20 protein-coding genes are annotated in these 22520 nt (G+C 68.6%); 9 read left to right on the top strand and 11 right to left on the bottom strand.

The window, feature by feature from the left end; all coding sequences use genetic code 11:
- Positions 1-110: 110 nt before the first annotated feature.
- Complete coding sequence (locus ABZX92_RS15225; protein ID WP_355558724.1) at positions 111-1625, bottom strand: AMP-binding protein; 1515 nt, start codon at positions 1623-1625, stop codon at positions 111-113.
- A 9-nt stretch (positions 1626-1634) separates the two neighbouring features.
- Positions 1635-2444, bottom strand: coding sequence for a Sir2 family NAD-dependent protein deacetylase (locus ABZX92_RS15230; protein WP_355558727.1), 810 nt, complete (start codon positions 2442-2444; stop codon positions 1635-1637).
- Positions 2445-2461: 17 nt separating this feature from the next.
- Between ABZX92_RS15230 and ABZX92_RS15235 the strand changes: the two genes are divergently transcribed.
- From ABZX92_RS15235 to ABZX92_RS15245, 3 genes are all read left to right on the top strand, one after another.
- Positions 2462-2926, top strand: coding sequence for a hypothetical protein (locus tag ABZX92_RS15235; RefSeq protein WP_355558730.1), 465 nt, complete (start codon positions 2462-2464; stop codon positions 2924-2926).
- The gene (locus ABZX92_RS15240) at positions 2923-4485 is read left to right on the top strand and encodes a flagellar basal body protein FliL (RefSeq protein ID WP_355558733.1); all 1563 of its coding nucleotides are present in this window, start codon (positions 2923-2925) and stop codon (positions 4483-4485) included. The genes ABZX92_RS15235 and ABZX92_RS15240 overlap by 4 nt, the downstream gene beginning before the upstream one ends.
- An 82-nt stretch (positions 4486-4567) precedes the next feature.
- Positions 4568-5869 carry an FAD-dependent monooxygenase gene (locus tag ABZX92_RS15245; protein ID WP_355558735.1) on the top strand — a complete coding sequence of 434 codons (1302 nt, stop codon included), beginning with the start codon at positions 4568-4570 and terminating at the stop codon, positions 5867-5869.
- Here the strand turns inward: ABZX92_RS15245 and ABZX92_RS15250 are convergent.
- From ABZX92_RS15250 to ABZX92_RS15260, 3 genes are read right to left on the bottom strand one after another with little or no spacing between them, the layout of a single operon-like run.
- Complete coding sequence (locus ABZX92_RS15250) at positions 5789-8575, bottom strand: BTAD domain-containing putative transcriptional regulator (protein ID WP_355558738.1); 2787 nt, start codon at positions 8573-8575, stop codon at positions 5789-5791. The genes ABZX92_RS15245 and ABZX92_RS15250 overlap by 81 nt on opposite strands.
- Entirely contained in the window at positions 8575-9207 is a 633-nt protein-coding gene (locus ABZX92_RS15255; protein WP_355558741.1) for a hypothetical protein, read from the bottom strand. The genes ABZX92_RS15250 and ABZX92_RS15255 overlap by 1 nt, the downstream gene beginning before the upstream one ends.
- Positions 9204-9914 carry an ATP-binding cassette domain-containing protein gene (locus ABZX92_RS15260; RefSeq protein ID WP_355558744.1) on the bottom strand — a complete coding sequence of 237 codons (711 nt, stop codon included), beginning with the start codon at positions 9912-9914 and terminating at the stop codon, positions 9204-9206. The genes ABZX92_RS15255 and ABZX92_RS15260 overlap by 4 nt, the downstream gene beginning before the upstream one ends.
- 160 nt (positions 9915-10074) lie before the next feature.
- Between ABZX92_RS15260 and ABZX92_RS15265 the strand changes: the two genes are divergently transcribed.
- The 4 genes from ABZX92_RS15265 (at position 10075) to ABZX92_RS15280 (ending at position 14814) form a co-directional block, all read left to right on the top strand.
- Positions 10075-12876 carry a S8 family serine peptidase gene (locus ABZX92_RS15265; RefSeq protein WP_355558747.1) on the top strand — a complete coding sequence of 934 codons (2802 nt, stop codon included), beginning with the start codon at positions 10075-10077 and terminating at the stop codon, positions 12874-12876.
- A 312-nt stretch (positions 12877-13188) separates the two neighbouring features.
- On the top strand, positions 13189-13986 hold the full coding sequence (locus tag ABZX92_RS15270) for a hypothetical protein (RefSeq protein WP_355558748.1): 798 nt from the start codon (positions 13189-13191) through the stop codon (positions 13984-13986).
- The gene (locus ABZX92_RS15275; RefSeq protein WP_355558751.1) at positions 13983-14354 is read left to right on the top strand and encodes a roadblock/LC7 domain-containing protein; all 372 of its coding nucleotides are present in this window, start codon (positions 13983-13985) and stop codon (positions 14352-14354) included. Before ABZX92_RS15270 ends, ABZX92_RS15275 begins: the two co-directional genes overlap by 4 nt.
- Before the next feature lie 34 nt (positions 14355-14388).
- On the top strand, positions 14389-14814 hold the full coding sequence (locus tag ABZX92_RS15280) for a hypothetical protein (protein WP_355558754.1): 426 nt from the start codon (positions 14389-14391) through the stop codon (positions 14812-14814).
- Between the two features lie 53 nt (positions 14815-14867).
- Here ABZX92_RS15280 and ABZX92_RS15285 read toward each other — a convergent pair whose 3' ends face one another.
- Positions 14868-15527 carry an alpha/beta fold hydrolase gene (locus ABZX92_RS15285; RefSeq protein ID WP_355558757.1) on the bottom strand — a complete coding sequence of 220 codons (660 nt, stop codon included), beginning with the start codon at positions 15525-15527 and terminating at the stop codon, positions 14868-14870.
- Between the two features lie 99 nt (positions 15528-15626).
- On the opposite strand from ABZX92_RS15285, the gene ABZX92_RS15290 reads away from it, so the two are divergent.
- The gene (locus ABZX92_RS15290; protein ID WP_355558760.1) at positions 15627-16481 is read left to right on the top strand and encodes an AraC family transcriptional regulator; all 855 of its coding nucleotides are present in this window, start codon (positions 15627-15629) and stop codon (positions 16479-16481) included.
- Here the strand turns inward: ABZX92_RS15290 and ABZX92_RS15295 are convergent.
- Genes ABZX92_RS15295 through ABZX92_RS15310 form a run of 4 tightly spaced genes read right to left on the bottom strand, consistent with a single transcriptional unit; the run spans position 16471 to position 20406 of the window.
- A complete protein-coding gene (locus ABZX92_RS15295) occupies positions 16471-17220 on the bottom strand; it encodes a carbohydrate ABC transporter permease (protein ID WP_355558763.1) in 750 nt (249 codons plus the stop codon). The genes ABZX92_RS15290 and ABZX92_RS15295 overlap by 11 nt on opposite strands.
- Positions 17217-18026 carry a sugar ABC transporter permease gene (locus ABZX92_RS15300; protein ID WP_355558765.1) on the bottom strand — a complete coding sequence of 270 codons (810 nt, stop codon included), beginning with the start codon at positions 18024-18026 and terminating at the stop codon, positions 17217-17219. Before ABZX92_RS15300 ends, ABZX92_RS15295 begins: the two co-directional genes overlap by 4 nt.
- Positions 18026-19231, bottom strand: coding sequence for a sugar ABC transporter substrate-binding protein (locus ABZX92_RS15305; RefSeq protein WP_355558768.1), 1206 nt, complete (start codon positions 19229-19231; stop codon positions 18026-18028). The genes ABZX92_RS15300 and ABZX92_RS15305 overlap by 1 nt, the downstream gene beginning before the upstream one ends.
- Positions 19232-19278: 47 nt before the next feature.
- Positions 19279-20406, bottom strand: coding sequence for a sugar ABC transporter substrate-binding protein (locus tag ABZX92_RS15310; protein ID WP_355558771.1), 1128 nt, complete (start codon positions 20404-20406; stop codon positions 19279-19281).
- A 220-nt stretch (positions 20407-20626) separates the two neighbouring features.
- Between ABZX92_RS15310 and ABZX92_RS15315 the strand changes: the two genes are divergently transcribed.
- A complete protein-coding gene (locus ABZX92_RS15315; protein WP_355558774.1) occupies positions 20627-21961 on the top strand; it encodes an aldehyde dehydrogenase family protein in 1335 nt (444 codons plus the stop codon).
- Here the strand turns inward: ABZX92_RS15315 and ABZX92_RS15320 are convergent.
- On the bottom strand, positions 21958-22461 hold the full coding sequence (locus ABZX92_RS15320) for a hypothetical protein (protein WP_355558781.1): 504 nt from the start codon (positions 22459-22461) through the stop codon (positions 21958-21960). The genes ABZX92_RS15315 and ABZX92_RS15320 overlap by 4 nt on opposite strands.
- Positions 22462-22520: the final 59 nt, after the last annotated feature.

Below are 22520 nucleotides of genomic sequence, written 5' to 3' on the forward strand. Positions count from 1 at the left end.
ACTCATTCGGCGCATCTGGAACTAACGCACCGTCAACCACACGTGTCACAGTGGAACACGCGTGGTAGTCCTTTTGGGACGATCGGAGTCCGGCGTGTCGCCAGACCGGACTAGTTGACTCCTCGGTCTCGCCCAGTCCAGTACGGCTCGCGCAGCTTGAACTTCTGGATCTTGCCGGTCGCCGTGCGCGGGATCGAGTCGCGGAACTCCACGGACGTCGGCGCCTTGTAGCCGGCGAGCCGCTCCTTGCAGTGCTTGATCAGCTCGGCTTCGGTGACGTCCCCGGACCGGACGACCAACGCCTTGATCGTTTCACCCCACTTCTCGTGGGGCACCCCGATCACCGCGACCTCGGCGACGGCCGGGTGCGAGAACAGGCAGTCCTCGACCTCGATCGACGACACGTTCTCGCCGCCGGTGATGATCACGTCCTTCTTGCGGTCCGAGATCGTCAGGTAGCCCTCGTCGTCGAAGAAGCCGCCGTCGCCGGTGCGGAACCAGCCGTCCTCGATGGCGTCCGACGTCGCCGCCGGGTTCTCCCAGTAGCCCTCCATCACGACGTTCGACCGCGCGAGCACCTCGCCGTCCGGCGAGATCCGCAGCTGCGCGCCCAACGCCGGAGCGCCCGCCCGCGACTGCTTCTTCGCCTTCTCCTCACCCGACGGGCCCGGCTGGGCGCGGTTGAAGGTGAGCAGCGGCGCCGTCTCGGTCAGGCCGTAGATCTGCAGGAACTCCCACCCGAGCTCCTCGGTCACGCGCTGGATCGTGCGCGAGGGCGGCGGCGCACCGGCACACACGATCCGTACGCGGTCACGGCCGGGAATCTCGCCGTCCCACGACTGAGCGGCCTCCAGCACGGCGTTCCACACGGCCGGTGCGCCGCACATCAGCGTGACGCCGTGGTCGCGCACACGACGCAGGATCTCAGCGCCGTCGACCTTGCGCAGCACCACCTGCGGCACGCCCAGACCCGCGAGCCCGAACGGCATTCCCCAGCCGTTGCAGTGGAACATCGGCAGCACGTGCATGTACACGTCGCCCTCCCACGCCCGCGTGTGCATCGCGAACGTGACCGCGTTCAGCCAGATGTTGCGGTGCGTGAGCTGCACGCCCTTGGGCCGCGCGGTGGTGCCGGACGTGTAGTTGATCGTGGCGGTCGCGTCCTCCGAGGGCGCGCTCCACGGCCGTGGCTCCACATCGAACCGCAGCAGCGACTCGGACTCCTCACCGAGCGTGAACCGGTGCCGTGCCACCACGTCGTCCAGTTGCAACTCGGGGTCGACGAACAACGCCGAGGCACCGCTGTGCTCGACGATGTACTTCACCTCGTCGGGTCGCAGGCGGAAGTTCACCGGCACGCAGATCCGCCCGCTGCCGGGCAGCGCGTGCAGCAGCTCCAGCATCCGCGCCGAGTTGTGGCTGACGACGGCGACCCGTTCGCCCTCGCCGACGCCCAGAGCGTCGAACCCGGCCTGCCACGCGCGTACACGGGTCGCCATCTCCGCGTACGTCGTCGTCTCGACCGGCTTGGCGGGCTGGTCGGGTTCGTCGATGGTCGCGGTCGTCGCTCCGAACGCGAACGACGCCCGGTCCAGGAAGTCCGTGGTGATCAGCGGTACGCGCATGGTCCGACCCTACGACCAGGTGCTCGGATCTCCCCAGGACGAGAATCGCGCTCCCCCGGATGGAGGAACCGAACTGAGATCGGGAAGCACCTCGCCGACGGGTTCGTGCAGCACGACGGCCGCGAGCGAGTCGTACGGCGTCGGTTCGGCGTTGCAGATGATCACTTGGGCACCGGCGCGCGCGGCCAGCGGTACGAGCCCGGCCGCGGGTTGCACGGAGAGCGACGTGCCGGCCACGAGCAGCACATCGCAGTCCAGCGCGGCGAGCCGGGCGCGGCGCAGCACCTCGCCGTCGAGCTCCTGCCCGAACGAGATCGTGGCGGACTTGAGGATTCCGCCGCACCGCAGGCATTCCGGTTCGGGATCTCCGTCCGCGACCCGCTTCAACGCCTCGCGCATCGGGCCCGTGGCACCACATCCGAGGCACACGGTGGCGTGCAACGTGCCGTGCAGCTCCAGCACCCGATGCGGATCCGAGCCCGCTTTCTGGTGCAGGCCGTCGATGTTCTGCGTGACGACCGTGCGCAGCCGCCCTGATCGTTCGAGCTCCACCAACGCCTTGTGCGCGGCGTTGGGCTTGGCCGTCCACACGGGACTGTCGAGCCGCAACCGCCAGGCGAGCCTGCGTGCCTCGGGATCGGAAAGATAGGTCTCCAGCGAGGATGCGCGTCCCACGTCGGCGTCGCGCGTCCACAGCCCGTCCGGCCCGCGGAAGTCCGGGATGCCCGAATCGGTGGAGACTCCGGCGCCCGTCAGCACGGTGATCCGGTGCGCGGACGCGACCAGCGCCCGTGCCGCTGTGCACGCCTCCGTGGCCATCGGGTCACACTAGTCGGGTGCGCAGCGCAGCGGGAGCCGCCATCGCGGCAGGGATCATGACAGTGGGCCTGATCACTTCCATCACCGGAACCTTCTTGCCGTGGCTGAAGTCCGGCATGACCACGAGGGACAGTTACGAGGTGCTCTCGCTGCGTGATCTGGCCGGGCTGGACGGGGTGGCGGGCGGCGTCGTCACGTCGGTCTGGGTGGGACTCACACCCCTCGCCATGATCGCCGCGGTCCTTTACGTGGTCCGTTTTCGACGAATCGCCGCATGCGTCGGTCTGCTCTTTGGCACGATCAGTGGAACCGTGGCCCTACTAGCCACAGTCCAAGGGGATAGCAAGGGTGCATTGGTCGGAATCAGCATCGCCGGACCGGCCGTCACCCTCGCTGGTGCCGTACTGACGATCGTGGGGGCGATCACGGTGCTCACCTCCAACAGGCGCAGCGCAGTGATTACTTCGGGAGGGAATCCGTGAGCTACCCAGGTGGTGGCGGCGGCCAGTGGCAGCCGCAGAACAACCCGCAGCAGGGCGGCCATCCACAGCAGGGTGGGTACCCCCAGCAGGGCGGCTACCCGCAGCAGCCCCAGCAGCCGGGTGGGTACCCGCAGCAGGGCGGCTACCAGCAGGGCGGCTACCAGCAGGGTCCGCCCCAGACCGGGCCGCAGGGGTTCCCCCAGCAGGGCCACCCGCAGACCGGGCCGCAGGGTTTCCCGCAGCAGGGCTACCCGCAGACGGGTCCGCAGGGCTTTCCGCAGCAGGGCTTCGACCAGCAGCCGTACGGCTACGCCCCGATGGGCGGCGAGCCGCCGAAGAAGAAGCGCACCGGCCTGGTCATCACGGCCGTGGTCGCCGTGCTGCTGCTCGTGGGCGGCGCTGTCACGTTCTTCGCGCTGAAGAAGTCCGACCCGGCGGCGAACGCGGGCCAGGACACCCCGGCCGTCGCGGCGAAGAACCTCATCGAGCAGCTCGGCAGCGGTGACGTCGTCGGCATCACCGCGTCGCTGGCGCCCGCAGAGGCCGCGTTGTCGAAGGACTACCTGGACTCGATGACGAAGGAGATGAAGCGTCTGGAGATCCTCAAGCCGGACGCCGACCCGAACAAGATGTCGGGCATCGAGTTCAAGAGCGAGAACATCAAGTTCGACGAGGCCAAGGCCGAGAAGATCAACGACCACCTCACCATCAACAAGCTGGTCGAGGGCAAGATCACGGTCACCTCGGACATCTCGAAGGTGCCGCTGACCGACAAGCTGATGGACGCGATCGGCGACAAGGTCAGCATGACCAAGTCCGAGACGAAGACCTGGGACATCACCGCGGAGGTCCAGAAGCGCGGCACGCCGATCGGCATCGCGACGATCAAGGTCGGCAAGGAGTGGTACCCGAGCGCCTTCTACACCATCGCGAACGTCGCGCTGGAGGAGGAGAAGCTCAAGTGGCCGCAGCAGGGTTTCGCGCCGCAGGGCGCGGGTTCGGCGCAGGACGCGGCCAAGCAGCTCGTCACCGCGGCGATGGACGGTGACCTGAAGACGGTCATCTCGCTGCTGCCGCCGGACGAGGCCGGTGTGCTGCAGGACCTCGGCCCGTTGCTGCTGGAGCAGGCGGGCAAGATGGGCCCGACCGGTGCCAAGCTGAACGAGCTGGAGACCGACGTCAAGGACGTGACCGGCGGCAAGCAGGTCACGATCAAGAAGCTGTCGGTGACCGCCGAGGGCGAGACCGTCACGGTCGTCCGCGACGGTGACTGCTACTCCGCCACGGTTCCCGGCCAGGGTGCGCAGAAGCTGTGCGCGGACGAGATCACGCAGCTCATGCAGCAGCAGGGCGGCGGCAAGATCCCGGCCGCCGCCGTCGAGGTCATCGGCCGGGTCGCCGCGTCGGTCATGAAGACCGGTGTCGGCGTGGTCGCGACCAAGGTCGACGGCAAGTGGTACGTGAGCCCGGTCCGCTCGTACTACGAGCTGGCGCTGACGGTGTTCCGCGGCTTCGAGCCCAAGGACGTCGACGCGCTGATCGAGCTGCTCAAGAAGTAAGTTCTCGCAGTTCACGCGGCCCTGTCACGGCGCAACAGCGCGGTGACAGGGCCGTGGCAGTTCACGGGCGGAATCTTCGCTCATGGACACACAGGTTCTGATCATCGGTGCCGGCGCGACCGGCCTCACCCTGGCCCTCGACCTCGCCCGCCGCGGCGTCCCGTTCCGCATCGTCGACGCGGCGCCCGCCCCGTTCGCCGGGTCGCGCGGCAAGGGCCTGCAGCCGCGCTCGATGGAGGTCTTCCACGACCTGGGCGTGATCGAGCCGGTGCTGGCGTCCGGCCGGTTCCACATGCGGCACCGGCACTACAAAGGCCGCGAAGTGCTGCGCGAGTGGGACATGCACGAGGGCCGCGAGAACACCGAGGACCGCCCGTACGGCAGCACCATGCTGATCCCGCAGTTCCGGGTCGAGCAGATCCTCCGCGACGCGCTGCCTCAGCCTGTCGAGTACGGGATGCCGCTGACCTCGTTCTCGCAGGACTTCGACGGCGTGACCGCGGTGGTGGGCGACGAGACCGTCCGGGCTGCCTACCTGGTCGGCTGCGACGGCGGGAAGTCGTTCGTGCGCAAGCGTCTCGGCGTGCAGTTCGTCGGCGAGACGTGGGAGGACCAGCGCATGCTCATCGGCGACGTCCGCGTCTCGGGCCTGGACCGCGAGTTCTGGCACGGCTGGTCCACCGACGACGGCCAGTGGCTCGGCCTCTGCCCGTTGCCCGGCACGGACCTCTACCAGTTCCAGGCGACCGGAGACGGCGAACCGTCGCTGGAGCTCTACCGGCAGATCGTCCGCGAGCGCACGGGCCTCGCCGACGTCGTGCTGCACGAGGCGACGTGGATGTCGTTGTTCCGCACCAACATCCGCATGGTGGACCGCTTCCGCGTCGGCCGCGTCTTCCTGGCCGGCGACTCGGCGCACGTCCACTCCCCCGCCGGAGCGCAGGGCATGAACACGGGCATCCAGGACGCCTACAACCTCGGCTGGAAGCTCGCGATGGAGACCCTGCTCGACACCTACGAGTCCGAGCGCAAGCCCGTCGCGGAGTGGCTGCTGGGCATGACGACCGAGATCATGACGTCCGGCAACCCGTTCGAGAAGCGCGACGACCAGACCCTGCAGCTCTCGCTGTCGTACCGGACGTCGGACGGCCCCGGTCTGCAGCCCGGCGACCGCATGCCCGACGGCCTCCTCGCCGAGGGCCGGATCTTCGATCTGTTGCGGGGCCCGGACTTCGTGACGCTCGACCTCCCCGACGGCCCGGTGCTGGTCCGCCCGGACGGCTACGTCGCCGCGATCGGCCGCTCAGCCATCGACGCCTACTTCGGCGCGAACCCGGTCACGCAGCTGCACCACCGACGGGTCGCTGCTGGGGCCGCCGCGTAACTTCTCCGCCTCGTCCAGGGCTTCTCCCGCACTGCGGGGGTCGCCCTGGGCGACCAGCCAGTCCGCGTACCACTCCAGCACCATCGCGCGCGCCGGCCCGTCGGCGCTCTTCCTGACGGTGTCGAGCGCTTTCCCGTGCTCCTCGCCCGCCGCCTTCAGGTTTCCGAGCCGGGTCAGCGCCAGCCCGAGTCCGGCGTGGACGGTCGCCCGGAACTGACTGGCGGGCGAGTCCTCGGTGACGTCGAGCGCCTGCCGGTAGAGCCGGACGGCTTCCTGGAAGTCGCCTTCGAAGTACGCCAGCTCGCCGCGGACCTGCGAGACCCGTGCCTGATCGAGGTCGACCCGCGACACCGGCACCAGATCCAGGTCCTCACGAGCACCGTCGAGATCGCCGATCCGGATCTTGATGCGCGCGGTCTGCACCAGCACCGACACCGGCACCAGCACCGCCTCGGGATCCCCGAGCTCGGCCGCCACCTGCCGGGCCTCGGACACGGCCCTGAAGCCCTCGGCGAACGCCCCGCGGTTGATCAGGACCATGACCAGGCACGACAGCCCGAACACCACGGCCCACCGGTCGCCGACCCGTCTGAACCTGTCCAGCGCCCGCCGGTACGCCGCCTCGGCCTCCGGTGCCGCCCCGTCGCTGAACTCACCCGCCACCACACCCCGGATGAGCGCCGAGAACGCCCGCATCCACTCGTCCTCGGACTGCTCCAGCCGATCCGCCAACGCCGTGAGCCGGTCCCCGAGCTGGGCCTCACCCCACACCTGCCCGCTGGTCAGCATCAACGCGCACAGCGCCGTGGGCATGTCCGCCTCCCACAACCGCTCGGCCGCCGCGACAGCTCCCGGCGTGCCCAACGAGACCAGCACGTCCGACAGCGGGTCGTCCGGCGTGAGCGGCGCCCACCGCCGGATCTCGTCGAACCGCTTGGTCATCACCAGCAGGTGCCAGGTCCGCGCCGCCATCATCCGCCGCGCGATCTCCGGGTCATGCCGCACCGCCCACGTCTGGGCGGCGTCGAGGTTGGCACGTTCCGCGTCGAAGACCTTGAGCGCCTCGAGCTGGTACGGCCCCCGCAGCAACGGCTCGTTCTGCTCGGCCAGCGCCACGTAGTACGCCGCGTGCCCAGCGGGATCCGTCTGGCCCTGTTCTAGCGCGTACTCACGCACCGTCTCCAGCAGCCGGTACCGCTCCCCCGTCCTGACCACCAGCGACTTCTCGACGAGCGCGGCCAGCAGGTCCTCGGTGTCCCACAGATCCTGATCTTGTCGGGGGTCCTGAGTACGTTGAGATGCAGGGGTTCCCGGCAAGGGGGTACCCCTGCGCAAGCCTGCCCCGCACACCGCGTGCACCGCCGCAGCCGTCGCCCCGCCCACGAAAACCCCGAGTCGCGCCAGCAACAACCGCTCAGCGGAGCCGAGCAGCTCCCAGCTCCAGTCGATCACCGCCCGCAACGTCCGATGCCGCGCCGGCCCCGTCCGCGGGCCCCGGTCCAGCAACCGCAGCCGACTCTCCACCCGAGCCTCGAGCTGAGCAGCCGACAACGACCGGGCCCGCGCCGCCGCCAGCTCCAGCGCCAGCGGAATCCCGTCCAGAGCCTCACAGAGCCGCCGCACCACAACAAGATCCACCGCCGACCCGACCCTGGCGGAGAACAACCGCATCGCGTGGTCGAGATCCAACGGCGACACCGGATGCACGACCTCACCCGGAATCCCCAACGGCTCCCGCGAAGTCGCCAGCACACGGACATCCGGAGCGGAAGCCAGCATCTCGACGCACAGCCCGGCCGCCGAGGACACCACGTGCTCGCAGTTGTCCAGCACCACCAGCGACGACCCGAGCCGCGAGAACACCGATGCGGCCAACGGATTCGGCCCCAACGCCGCGTCCAAAGCCGCGAGCGGATCAGCAGCGGAGTCCAGCTCGACGAACCAAGCCGACGAAACCGAAGCCGCGTAGGTCAGCGCCAGCCGCGTCTTCCCCACCCCGCCGAACCCGGTCAAGGTCACCAACCGGTTGTCCCGCAACAACGACGCCAACCGCGAAAGATCAGCCTCACGCCCCACGAACGACCCGACGGCAGCAGGCAGATTCCCCCGGACCGACCGCTCCCGCAGCACGGTCGCGTGCGCGGAAGCCAGCACCTCCGAAGGATCCACGCCGAGCTCATCAGCCAGCGCGGCCCGAACCCGAGCGAAAACGTCCAACGCATCCGAACGCCGCCCAGCCGCGTGCAGAGCCAGCATCAGCCGAGCCGCGACGTCCTCCCGCAACGGATGCGCCGCGGCCAACGCCTCCAGCCCGGCCAGGTCGTCCCGCAGCAACGCCAGCCGCACACCCTCGTCGACGGCGAACGGCGCGTCCTCGAACGCAGCCCCCCGCCACAACGCGGCAGAACGCGTCCGCACGAACTCCTCGACGTCGGTCGATGCCTCCAGCCGATACCCCGACGCGTGCGACGACACCGCCGACGAGCCGACAGCCCGTCGCAACCGCGACACCAACGACTGCAACGCCGCGAGACCGTCAACAGGCAGTTCGTCGGCCCACAAGTCCGCGATCAGCCGCTCCGAGGCAACCACCCGGCCGGGTTCCATGGCGAGCCGCAGCAACAACCACCGCAGCCGCTTGCCCCGCACCTCGACCGGAGCTCCGGAGACGAGGACCTGCAACGGCCCGAGAACGTTGACCCGCATCAAACCCGCCGCACACCCAGCACCACAGCACCCGACACCAGCACGGCCCCGCACACCCCGGCCCACAGCACCGCGAGCGAGAACTGGTTGTGCCCCAACACGTCCAGCACCCACCCGAGCGGCGTCCAGCGCCCCAGCGGATAGGTGAACACCACGACGGCGAACACGGCCAACACCGTGCGCCCGATCGCGTCGAAGACTGGCCGCGCGAACAACAACCCGACCCCAGCGCCAAGCAGCGCACACACACCGTGCGCGCCAAGGCCGGCCAAGAACTCACCGAACGTGTACGGGCGCGGACTCGCGACCACCGCCCACACCGTCGCCACCACCGCGACACCGAGCCCGAACAACACGGTCGTCACGGCCACGGCGGACAGGACGCGAGACCAGCCACCCGCCGACACGACCGTGATCTCCCGCCGCACCACGTCCTCGGACGTCGCCACCACCACGGCGAGCCACGCGCAGATCGGGTAGATCAACGCGGCAGAACCCGAGTAGGCCGACAGCTGCGGACCGGGGTCGTACGCGAACAACATCCCCATCACACCGAGGAACACCAGCAGCGGGGCCAGAAACCGCTGCCCGCGAAAGACATCAGCCGCGAGGTACCGCACCAGGGAGATCACCGCACGCTCCGCACCGAACAGCCGAGCCGCAACGCCTCGGCCAGCACCTGGTCGCTCCGGTCCGGCGCCACCACCACCCGCGCCGACGACCCCCGCGACAACACCGACTGCACGCCTTCCAACGCCTCCAGCGCGTCGAGCCCCACCACGCGGCTGAGCTCGATCGTCACGTGTCCACCGGCGAGGTCCACCCGCGTGGCCGACGCGAGGTGGCCCTCGTGATCGGACACCAACGCCGTCCGCCCCTCCAGCATCACGCACAGCTCGGCGGCGGCCTCGGGATCGAGCCCGGTCCACGGTTCGTCCAGCACCAGCAGGTCGGTGGCCAGAAACGCCTGCGCCAGCGCGACCTTCTGCGCGTTGCCCTTGGACAGCTCCGCCATCGGCGCCGTCAGAGACCCGACGAACCCCAGCCGTTCCAGCACATCCTTGGCGGCAGCCCGGCGAACCCGGCCCATGTGCGCCAAGTACGACGAAGCGGACATCTTGACGTCAGAAGGGAACCGCTCCGGCACATAGCCGACGGACGCGGGCCGGACCACGCGCCCGGACGACGGCTTGAGCACCCCGGCCGCGATCTTGAGCAGCGTCGACTTGCCCGTGCCGTTCGCGCCGGTCAGCACCACCAGCCCGGAGACTTCCAGGGTGAGGTCGCGCAGCACCCAGGGCCCACGCCCGTACCGCTTGGAGACCTGATCGAGGAGCACCCCGTCAAGATAACCACAGGCCGTGCCCACCGTCTTCGGCGAGCGTCCTGTCCGCAGCCGGTCCCGGCTCGCGGGGCCGCACCCGAAAGTACGTTGCGTTTGCGGCGTCCGCAGGCCTCCGGTAGGTCCGATTAGGACAGATCCGACGGGGAGGCCCCTGATGACCAGGAGATTTCGTCGCGCCGCCGCGATACCGCTCACGATCACGCTCGTGTGCGGCGGGCTGAGCCCCGCCCACGCGCAGCCAGGTGAGGACGTCACCGTGTTCGTGGAGGTGGACGGAACCCCCGGTGTCGAGGCGTTCGACTCGACGCGAAGTCTCGGCCGCGACGCAGGCGTGGCGAAACAGGCAGCGCTCCGAGCGGAGAAGCAGAGCAACTCCACCATCGACGCCGTGCTGAGCGGCCTGCGCGTCGAGGAGATCGGCCGCACCCACAACGCCGTTCCCGGTGTCCAGCTGCGCACCAGCCGGCCCACCGCCGCCGCACTCGCCAAGCGCCCTGGCGTGAAGTCCGTGGAGGAGGTCCGCGCCCTTGCCCTGCCCACCAACAGCGACGAAGTCCAATGGACCAAGGTGCTGGACGCGTGGCGGCCGCCCCACGGCCGCCACGGCGAGGACATCCGCATCGCGGTCATCGACACCGGCTTCGACTACACCCACGCCGACTTCGGGGGTCCCGGCACGAAAGAGGCCTACGAGGCCGTCGACCGCACCAAGGCGGACCCCGCGTTCCCGACCGCGAAGGTGGTCGGCGGATGGGACTTCTCCGGCGACGTGAAGGACGAGACGAAACAGGACCCGAACCCACTCTCGTGTGACGACTACGGGCCCGATGATGTGAACGACGACAGCAGGTTCGACGCACACGGCACCCATGTCGCGGGAATCGCGGCGGGGTTCGGGGTCGACGCCGACGGCAAGACGTTCACCGGTGACTACGACCAGCTCACCGCCGAACAGCTGGGGGCGATGAAGATCGGTCCCGGTGCCGCCCCGAAGGCGTTGCTGTACCTCTACAAGGTCTTCCCCTGCAACGGCGCCAAGATGGTGACCCCCGTCAAGCTGGCGGTGGACCGGGCACTCGACCCCGACGAGGACGGGGACTTCAGCGACCGGGTCGACGTCATCAACCTCTCGCTGGGGTCGAGCTACGGCAATCCGGACGACTCGGATGTCCGGCTCGTCCGCGAGGTGACGAAGCACGGCGTCGTGGTCGTCAGCTCCGCCGGCAACGAAGGGGATCACTACGACATCACGGGCGGCTACGGCACCGGCACCGAGGCGATCTCCGTCGCCAACGGCGATCTTCGCTCGAAGGCTCCCGCGCACACGGCCAGCACGTCTTCGTCTCGCGGGTGGCGCGGCCCCGTGCTGAAACCGGACCTCACGGCGCCGGGCAACCTCGTCGTGTCCGCCGACTCGGGCACCGGCACCGGGAGCCGCGCGCTGTCCGGCACCTCCCAGGCGGCGCCGCACGTCGCGGGTATGGCGGCGCTCGTCCGGCAGGAACACCCTGACTGGACGCCGCAGGAGGTCAAGGCGGCGCTGATGAACACCGCGAACACCGATCTCGCCGGATCGGCGGGAACCGCCGACGGCAAGGTGCTCAGCCCCGTGCGGGTGGGCTCCGGCCTGGTGGACGCCGAGGCCGCACTGGAGACCAAGGTGCTCGCCTTCAACGCGGCCGATCCCGCCGCAGCGGGCGTCACGTTCGAGACGGTCGAGGTCGCGGGGAGCACGACGCTGCGCAAGCAGATCAAGCTGGTCAACAAGGGAGTCCAGCCGACCCGCGTGACCGCCTCGTACCTGCCGGCGGGTGACCTGCCCGGCGTCCGGTTCTCCGTCTCGCCCTCCGAGGTGCGGCTGACCCCGCGGGGGACCGCCCAGGTGGAGGTGACGCTGGAGATCGACGATCCGGGCGCGCTGCGCAAGGTGCGGGATCCCGGCAAGGACAGCGCGGACGACAAGGAGCAGTTCCTGGCCGAAGCGTCCGGCCGCGTCGTGTTCACCCCCGCGGACCCGGCGGGTCCGGCGCTGCGGGTTCCGGTGTACGCGGCTCCGAAGCCCGTCGCCGCTATGCGCACCGGATCGACGGTGTTGTTCGGCGCCGGCGCGCACGAGGAAAGTGTGCGCGTGTCCGGCACAGGCCTCGACCAGGGTGAGGGCGTCGAGCGATACCAGTCCCGGCTGAGCGTGTTCAGCAACACGATCTGGAGCGACCGGCTGCCGGACTGCTCGGCGGAGGTCACCCAGGGGTGCGTCAAGGCGCCGAGCGCCCGGCCGGGCGACCTGCGGTTCGTCGGTGTCACGTCGACCGCACCAGAAGATCCGAACGGCGGTATCCACTCCACGGCCGTGGTCGCGTTCGGCATTGTGACGTACGAGAACTGGAGGAACATCGGCACCAACATCGTGCCGCGGCTCGAGATCGACAGGAACAACGACCAGCAGGCCGACTTCACCTACAACCTGCTGTACGAAGAGGGAACTGATGTCCTGACCCTCCAGCGAAAGACCAGGTTCGGGTGGTACGAGTCCGTGAGCCCCGCCAACTCCGTCTACGGCACGGTGGACACGAACGTGTTCGACACCAACGTGATCGTGCTGGTCGTACCGCTGAAGGAGCTCAGCATCTTTCCGGGCTTCAGCCGATCGGGCCGGATCTCCTACCGGGTCTCCATGCAGGGCGAGCACGGCATGCCCGAGACGTGGATGAACGGCGAATGGCAGATCGACGGCATGACGGAGTGGGCGTCGTTCGACGTGCTCAAGCCCGGGCTGTGGGTGGACGGCCCCGAGGGAGCGGCATTGGCCCACCCGGTACGGGAAGGCACCCGGTTCACGATCCACCGCGACGAGAACGCGGCTCGTGTTGACGGACTGCTGGTGATCCACCACCACAACGCCACCGGGAACCGCGCCCAGGAGGTGGAGGTGATAGCGCCGCCCGCCCAGCCCTGACGAGGCGGCGCTGAAGTTCCGCGCGCCGGCATCACGCTGCCGCCGGGCCTCGGCATCGGGCGGCTCGTGCGCATCGCGCTCGAATGCGTGAAAGTCCTGATGCCGACCACCTTCGGAATCATTCTCATGTTCGGCGAGGAAAACTCCGCGTCGAACCCGATGTATCCACAATAGATATATCAGCTTTACTTTTCACTCGATCGAGTGAAAAGTGGCGACAAACCGTCACCTCAGCAACAAGGATGAACGGTCTGGAAGTGTGAAGGCCTGTTCTAGGAAATGCGGGTGACAACCCTGAGAAGCAGCACGCAGTTGTCCTTCGATCTGCTCGCGGGCGCATTGACCGCACGTGAGGCCGCCCGCGCCACGGGAACGCTGCACATCACCGGAAATCCTGGCGGAAGAATTCACCTGCGAAACGGTTGGATCATCTCCGTCGAAAGCGCGGGTGCGCCAGGGCCGGACACGTTGTTGTTGCGTTCCGGGCGAATCAGCGAGTCCGCCGCGGCCGCTTCCCGCGAGAACGTCGGCACGACCGCTTTGCACGTCGTCGCGATGATGGCGACGCAGGACGCCGCGTTCTCCGCAGTCGCCGGCGAGATCGAGGAGTGCGTGCTCACCGGCGACGTGCACGACGTCGCGGTCCCGATGAGCACCGGCGTCGAACCCGTCCGCCTGCTCCAGGAGACGTCACGCCGGCTCACCTCGCTGTACGCGCTGCCCTGCCCGCTCTCACCCCACCGCGAACGCGTCGCCCCCACGCGCGAGGCAGAACTGCGCGAGCACAGCGCGGTCCGGGCGGACGTCCTCACCCACGCCACGGGCCGGCGCTGCGCCCGCGACCTCGCCTTCGTCTGCGGCCGCAGCGTCTACTCCGTGACGATCGAGGTCTGCCGGATGGTCGGCGAGGGCCTGCTGATGGTCGTGCCAGGCACCACCGTCACGACGCCCGCCGCCGAGCCCCTGATGCCGCTGAGGCCCCGCAACCCCCAGAGACCGGCGCCGGTCCCCGAGACCGGCGCGGACGGCGACGACGAGCCGCTACCCCGGTCGTTGAGGCGCCAACTGTTACCGAAACTGTTCAGACAACCAGAGAGGAAACAGCTTTGAACCGCGACGTGCTGGCCGCCGAACTGAACGGGCTGCGCGAACGAGTGGCCGGCGTGACGGACACCCTGCTCGCCGCGAACGACGGCCTGCTCATCATGGCGGACACGTCCGACGACATCGACGCCGAGGGCATTTGCGCATTGGCCGCCGCAGATCTCGGAATAGCCCGCCGCACGAGCGAGGTGGCAGGCCACGGCGCATTCCGGCAAACCGTCGTCTACAGCAGCGGCGGCTGCCTGGCCGTGTACGCCGTCGGCACGTTGGCCCTGATGGTCGTCTTCGGCGACGAAGGGCTCAACGTGACCCGTCTGCACCAGGAGTCGCAGCCCGCGATAGAACGCATCAACTCCATTCTCACCGCCGCCTGAAACCGCCTGAAACCCGCCTGAAAAGAAGTGTGAAATGACGAAGCCCCAGATGGCGATGTCCGACCAGATGGCCGCGATGATCAGACACCTGCGGCAGGAGGTTCCCGGCTGTGTGGCCGCCGGCGTCGTCGACATGGCCACCGGCATGCTGCTCTCGTTCGAGACGACCGAGAGCCACCCGTCCGAGGTGCTGGACCTGCTCGCGGGAGCGACCCTCGACCTCTTCCAGGGCCGCACGGTGACCATGATCGAGGACATCTTCAAGGAACGGCGCGGCATCGCGAGCGCCGAGCACTACTTCCAGGAAGTCCTGGTCAACAGCAGCAACCTCACGCACCTGTTCGTCCGCAACAACCACAACGCGGACGTCGTCGCCGTCGTCGTGTGCCCGAAGTCGGTCAACATCGGAATGCTCTTCGCCGCGACCCGCCGGGTCGTCAAGGACCACGGCGGCATGTAGCCACGCCGCCCTGCCGCGGGTAGCCCGGCGCCCTCCCTCCGGCCCCAGCCGGGCTACCCCTGGGCGCGGATCAGCTCGGCCAGTTCGGCCGGCCGCGACAGGAACGGCGAATGCGCCCCTGGCAAGGTGACCACGTCACCCGCCCGGAGCCGGTCCGCGAACACCGGCGGGAGGATCACGTCGTCCGCGCACACGACCGACAACGTCGGCACCGTCTGCCACGCCGCCGCCGTCACCGCGTCCTCGAACACCCGCGCGCTCTGCGGCCGCAACCGCGAGACGGCCCACTCGGCCCGCTCGTCCGGCACGTCGGCGAACAGCAGTCCGCGCGCGGGTTCCGGCACGTCGAGCATCTTCGTCCCCGGCTCGTACCAGGGGCCGCCCAGCGGCGTCACGACGGCCTCGCCCGGCTCCAGCATGTGCGCCGCCAGGTACACCAGCCGCTCGACCGAGGGCACGGATGCCGCGACCTCCCCGACAGGCACGCCCGCGTACGAGTGGGCCAGCACGGTCACCGGCCCGTCCAGCGCCAGCAACGCCTCCCGCACCGCCTCGGCGTCCTCGCGCACACCGGCCGCCGGCGACCCGGACGCGCTCGGCAGATCGACCACCGACGGCGTCCAGCCCCGCGCCTCCAGCTCGGGGATCAGCAACTCCCAGCACCACGAGCCGTGCCAGGCGCCGTGCACGAGCAACAGGTTCCCGCGGTCCATCAAGATCTCCTCGTCAGTCGGTTCGGCGTACGCTAACCAGGCAAGATCCGCCGCGACATCGTCGAGAGTCCGCCGTTCTGTCGGGAGAGTCCGAGCTTCGTGAACCCGCTCGAGCACGTCCTGTCGACGCTGAGCGTGAACTGGGCCGTCGCGACGCCACTGCACGCGGGCGGCCGGTGGGCGCTGCACTTCGTCGGGCGGCTGGACCTGCGCGTCGAGGTCGTCGTCGAGGGCCGCGCGCACATCACGGTGGGCGACGAGAGCTTCTGGGCCGAGCAGGGCGACTGCTACGTCATCGCCGGGCACCGCCCGTACCGCATCGCGAGCGACCCGGACACGCCGTCGGTGTTCGCGGCCCCGATCTACGACCACGAGGACGGCACGCACCGCGACGTCGGACGCGTCGGCGAGGGCCACGACACGACGTTGCTCGGCGCGGGTTTCACCTGCGAACCGGAAACCGCCAGGCTCCTGCGGATCCTGCCGCCGGTCATCCACGTCCAGGCGCGCACCAGCACCGCCCAGGCCACCATCGCGCTGATCAGGGCCGAGATCAACGGCAACAGGATGATCCTCGACCGCCTCTCCCAGGTGTTGCTGCTCCAGGTGCTGCGCGACCAGGCCCACCGCGCCGAGCTGCACCCGCAGCTGGGACCGGCGCTCAAGGCTCTCCACGACGACCTCGGCCATCCGTGGACGGTCAGCGAACTGGCGACGAGAGCCGCCATGTCGCGGTCCACGTTCTTCCTGCACTTCAAGGAAACCGTCGGCCTGACCCCGCTCGACTACCTGCTGCGCCTGCGCATGCAGACGGCGGCCAAGGCGCTCCGGGACACCCAGGACACGGTCGCGGTGATCGCCGCGACCGTCGGCTACCGCACCGAAAGCGCGTTCAGCGCGGCGTTCAAGCGGTTCACCGGCAGATCACCCGGCGAGTACCGGGCTACCCCTTAGTGCCGCCCGCCGCCACCCCGGCGACCACAAGCCGTTGCGACAGCAGGAAAACACCCAGCGGCGGGATCATCGCGACGGTCGCGAACGCCATCGCCCCGCCCCAGTCCGACGTCGTGGCGCCGAAGAACCCCCACAACCCGGTCGTCACGGGCCGCATCTCGTCGTCAGTGGCCAGCGTCAGCGCGAACACCAGATCTCCCCAGCCCCACAGGAACGCCAGCACCGCAACGGTCGCCACACCTGGCAGCACGAGCGGCAGGACCACCCGCCAGAACACCCCGAACGCCGAGCAGCCGTCGATCACCGCCGCCTCGCCGAACTCCCGCGGCACCGCGGCGAAAGCCGGTCGCAGCAACACGATCGCGTAAGGCAACGCCAGCGTCGTGTCCGCGAGGATCAAACCGGCATAGGTGTCGGTGAGCCCCAACCGCGAGAACACCACGAACAACGGCGTGGCCAGCATGATCGCCGGGAACATCAGCGACGACAACATCAGCAGCATGAGCACCGGTTTGCCCCGCAACGGCAAGCGCGCCAACGCATAGGCCGCGGGCACCGCCAGCACCAGCGTCAGCACGCACGTCCCGGACGCGATCACGAAGCTGTTCACCACATACCTGAACACCTGTGGATCGCCGAGAATCCGCGTCGTCCAAGCGTCGCCGTCCGGATAAGCGACCATCACGCCGACCGGCAGCAGATACACCGCGACCAGCACGAACCCGACGACGGTCCTCACCGCACCTCCCGCCGTTGCGCGCGGAGATACAGCAACGACAACACGAACAGCACCGCGAACACGACGTTGAGAACCGCCGCGCCCTTGCCGAACAGGAAGCTGGAGAACACCAACCGGTAAGCCAAAGTGGGCAGGATCTCGGACGCGTTCGCCGGCCCGCCCTGCGTCGCGATCCACACCAGGTCGAACGACTTCAGCGTGAAGATCGCCGACAAGACCGCGGTAGCAAGGAGAGTCGGCCTCAGCAACGGCCAAGTGACCGCCCAGAACCGTTGCCACGCACCAGCTCCGTCGATCAACGCGGCCTCGTGCAGCACCCGCGGCACGGCGGTGAGCCCGGCGAGCAGCGACACCATCACGAACGGCACCCCGAGCCAGCACTGGATCCCCACCAACGCGGGCAGCACAAGATCGGTGTCCACAAGCCACCCCGCCCCGGAGAGCAGCCACCGGAACAACTCCGCCGACACCACCACCGGAATCGCGTACGCGACCATGAACAACGAGCGGAACACCCGCGCGCCAGGGAAAACCTGCGCGTAGAACAACGCCAGCGCGAGCCCCAATGCCAGCTGCACCAGCACTGACGCACCCGCGAACACCGCCGAGTGCCACGCCGCCGTCACGAACAGCTCGTCCGAGAACGCGGCGCGGTAGTTCTCCGCGCCCACCCACTCCGACCCGGTCAGCATCGTCGCCGCCGTGACGTCCTGGAACGACATCACGACGTTCAGCACAACCGGATACACCAGCAGTGCCAAGAGGAACAGCACTGCTGGTGCGACGAACAGGTATCCGGCCCGCATCAACTGGTGGGCAGCAGAGGCCTGATCTTGGCCGCCGCCTCAGCGGCCGCGGGCTGAGCCTTCTTCTCGCCCTTCACGACCTGCTGCGTCATCGTCCACACGGCCTCGGACACCTTGGAGTACTGAGGCCCGTAGTTGCTGCGCGACCGCGTGGTCAGCATCTCGCTGATGTACGCGCCCACGCCCGGTCCCCACTTCCACACGGGGTCGTTGAGCGTGTCGTTGCGGTTCGGGATCGCGCCGAGGCCGCCGCCGAGCTCCTTGGCGCTGTTGCGCGACTCGGCGAGCCACTGCAGGACGTCCCACGCCACGTCGGCGTTGGGGCTGTGGCTGCCGATCACCCAGGCCTCCCCGCCCAGTGGCGAGAACACGCCCTTCTCGCCGGCGGGCAGCGGCGCCGTGCCCCACTGGAACTGCGACTTGGCGACCGACGGCAGCACCCACGGCCCGTTGATCATCATGGCGCACTTGCCGTCTTCAAAGGCCGTCTGCGCGTCGGAGTGGCTCCACTTCAGCGCCTCCTTCGGGACGCTCTGGTCCTTGTTGAAGAACGTGTCGAGCAGGCCGAGCGCGTCCACGCCCGGCTTCTCGGCGATCGTCGAGACGTCACCGCCCGCCTGCCACAGCAGCGGCAGGAAGTTGAACGTCAGCGTCTCGTCGGCCGCCGCGCCGAAGCACAGGCCGTACCTGCCGTCCTTCGTGAGCGTCTTCGCGTTCCCCCGCAGCTGGTCCCAGGTGGCGGGTGGGTTCGCGATGCCGCCCTGGGCCAGCAGGTCCTTGTTGTAGATCAACGCGGTGGTGTTGCTGCGCAGCGGGACGCCGAAGAGGTTGTCCTGGTGCGTCACGCTGTCGAGCACGGGCTCCAGGAACTGGTTGCCCTTGTCCCAGCGCTTGAACTGCGGCGTGAGGTTCGCGATCGCGTTCTGGCTCGCGAGCCAGGGCACGTCCGAGGTGTCCACGACCGCGATGTCCGGGAACGTGCCGGAGCCCTCGGCCTCGACGAGCTTCTGGTGGAACTCACCGAACTTGACGGCCGTCCGCTTGATGTGGACGTGCGGGTGTTCCTGCTCGTAGCGCGCGATCAGGGTGTCGACAGCCTGGTTGGACACCGGCGAGTAGCCGAAGTAGTCCCACCACGTGACAGTTCTGTTGGAGGGACTCTCACTTTCCGCCGTGCCACTCGCGCAGGACGCCATCAGCGTCATGGCAAGTGCTGTCAACACAAACCGGAAGTGCTTTTTCGATTTTCGCACTACTTCCCCAGCAATGGTTGGATTCGGTTCTTGGCGTCGGCAGCGGCGTCCTGCGGGTTCTTGGCACCGGTCAGCACCTGTTGGGTCATGGTCCACACTGCTTCGGACAGCTGCGGGTACTGCGGCCCGTACACACTGCGCGGTCGCGCGGTCGACATTTGCCCGGCGAACGCGGCGACGGCCGGATCCCATTGCCAGGCAGCGTCGTTCAGCGTGTCCGTGCGGTTGGGGACGGAACCGAGGCCGCCGCCGATCTCCGCGGCGTTGTCCTTGTTCTCGGCGAGCCAGGTCAGGACGTCCCAGGACGCGTCGAGGTTCTTGGTCTTGGCGCCGAGCACCCAGACCTCGCCGCCGAGCGGTGAGGCCGCGCCGGCACTCCCCTTGGGCAGCGCGGCGGCACCCCAGTCGAGACCGGCCTTCTTGAGGCCGGGGATCACCCAGGGACCGTTGATCATCATGGCGCACTTGCCTTCTTCGAAGGCTTTCTCCGCGTCCGAGTGACCCCACTGCAATACCTGTTTCGGCACGCTCTTGTCGTCGTTGACCAGCGAGTTCACGAACCCGAGCGCGTCGGCCGTGGCGGTGTCGCCGACGGTTTTGAGGTCACCGCCCGCCTGCCAGACGAACGGCAGGAAGTTGAACGTGAGCTGCTCGTTCGCCGCGGCGGCGAAGCACAGACCGGCGACGTTGTCGGTAGTGCTCGCCTTCGCGGCCGTCCGCAGCTCGGCCCACGTGGCCGGCGGTGTGCCGGCGAGGAGCTTCTTGTTGTAGAGCAACGCGGTGGTGTTGCTGCGCAGCGGCACCCCGAAGTACTTGCCGTCGTGCTTCACGCTCTCGCGGACGCGTTCGAGGAACTGTCCGCCCAGGCCCCAGGCGTCGAACTTCGCGGTCACGTCGCTGAGCGCCTGCTGGCTCGCGAGCAGCGGGACGTCCGGGGAGTCGACGGCGGCGATGTCGGGGAACGTGCCGGAAGCCGCCGCCTGCACGATCTTCGCGTGGAAGTCCGCGAATCCGATCGATGTCCGTTTGATCTGAATGTTCGGATGGGCCTTCTCATACCTCTCGATCAGCGTCTTGACCGCCTGATCCGATGCGGGCGAGTATCCGAAGTAGTCCCACCACGTCAAAGTCGTCCTATCACTGGACGACGTGCTCCCACTGCACGCGGAAACGAAGAGAACGACGATCAGGAGGACTGCTCGCATTCCGCTCATGCAGAAGTTCCATTCCACGGGTAAGCGCTTACCGTTTGGGTCGAGAAGGTCCTACTCCTGCCTTGACAGGCTGTCAAGATCGGAAGTCGCAATGCGCATGTCCAATGGCCGCCATTACATCGGCGGAGATTTCGTGGTATCCGCCCGCGAGGAAACCGCCGAGGTGGTCGAGAAAGCGACCGGCACAAAGATCGGCACATATGCGCTCGGCGGTGCCGATGACGTCCGCCTGGCAGTGGCGAGCGCTCTCTCCGCCCAGCCCGCCTGGGCCGCCCGGACACCGGCCGAACGAGCGGCGGTGCTACGCCGGATGGCCGCCCTGCTGGAGTCCAGAGTGGACGAGTTCGTCTCCGTGCTCGTCCGCGAAACCGGTGGCGTGGTTGCGAAAGCGCGCGGCGAGGTGGCCGCCGCCATCAACCGTCTGCAGATCTGCGCGTCTTTGGGCGCACTGTCGCGAGGGGACGTTCAGCCGTCCCCGAAGCCCGGCAAGCTGACGTTGCTCGAACGCGTTCCGCTCGGTGTCGTCGGCGTGATCACGCCGTGGAACTTCCCGCTGGTTCTCGCAATGCGTGCCGTGGCCCCCGCTCTGGCTGTCGGCAACGCGGTCGTGCTGAAGCCGGCCGAGCTGACGCCGATCGCGGGTGGGCAGCTGCTCGCCGAAGTCGCCGCCGAGGCAGGCGTTCCTCCCGGTGTCTTCAACGTTGTCACCGGACTCGGGCCGGCAGCCGGCCAGCCCCTGGCCGAACACCCGGACGTCGCGCTGATCCACTTCACCGGGTCGAACGAGGTCGGGCGGCTCATGGCGTCGATCGCCGGGCTGCGCCGCACGTCGCTGGAACTGGGCGGCTCCAACGCGTTCGTGGTGCTGGACGACGCCGACGTGGAGAAGGCGGCCATGTGCGGTGCGTGGTCATCGTTCGATTTCCAAGGTCAGACGTGCATCTCGTCGTCACGGCACATCGTCGACAACACACTGCACGACGCGTACGTGGCCTCTCTCGTGCGCCGCGCGGGCCAACTCGTCGTCGGCAACCCCATGGAGCCCGGTGTCGACCTCGGGCCGTTGATCAGCACCGAGCAACGTGACCGGGTGCACTCACTGGTGTCACGCTCGGTGGACATGGGTGCCAGGGTGGTCGTCGGCGGGAAGTTCGAGGGGCTGTCCTACGAACCGACCGTCGTCGTGGGCGTGACACCGGAGATGCCGTTGTTCGTCGAGGAGGTCTTCGGCCCGGTCGCACCGGTGACCGCCGTCGACGACGAGGCCGAGGCGTTGGAACTGACGAACTCCTGCCAAGCGCTGGTGAACGCGGTGCACACCCAGGACCTCGTGCGCGGTCTGGCGTTCGCACAACAACTGCACAGCAAGAACGTCCACGTGAACGACGCCGGGCCGCGGCCGACCGACGCGGACGACGTCGATCTCGACGAGTTCACCCGCCGCAGGTGGGTCGGCGTGCAGCGCTAACCGAGGAACACGCGCCGAACGGCGGCGCGCACTTCCGGCTGACCAACCTTGCCGTCGCCGTCCTCGTCCAGCTGCTCGAACAGAGTCGCGGCGACGGGCTCGGGCAGCCCGAACGCGTCACAGACGGCGACCATCCCGGCCAGGCCGAGCACGGTGTCGGGCGGCCGGACGGCGTCGGCGTACAACACGTCCACGAGCACGCCGACCTCGACGAGGAAGTCCGGATCCTCCCGCAGGCCTCGGTCCACCCCGTCGACGTACTGGGCGAGGGTGACCGCACCGCGCGTGTCCACGCCGGCCTGGACGCAGATCTGCCGCCACCACTGGGCGAACGCGACGAGGAGGTACTCGAGGGCCGGCGAGGTGGGCTGGAGGTCCAGCCTGTCGATCAGGCGGCCGACGAACACGTCGAGATCCGCGGAGGTGAGCAAGCCGTCCCGGTTCGCGTCCACGAGGCCGAAGACCACGGCGAGATTCCGTTGCTGGAGTTCGCTCAGCATCACGGGAACTTAACACCGTGACTTAGGGCAACCTGGGTTGAAGCGGCTTACAGGACAAG

The sequence above is a fragment of the Lentzea sp. NPDC006480 genome, from assembly GCF_040611995.1.
In the GTDB taxonomy this organism is placed as follows: Bacteria; Actinomycetota; Actinomycetes; order Mycobacteriales; family Pseudonocardiaceae; genus Lentzea.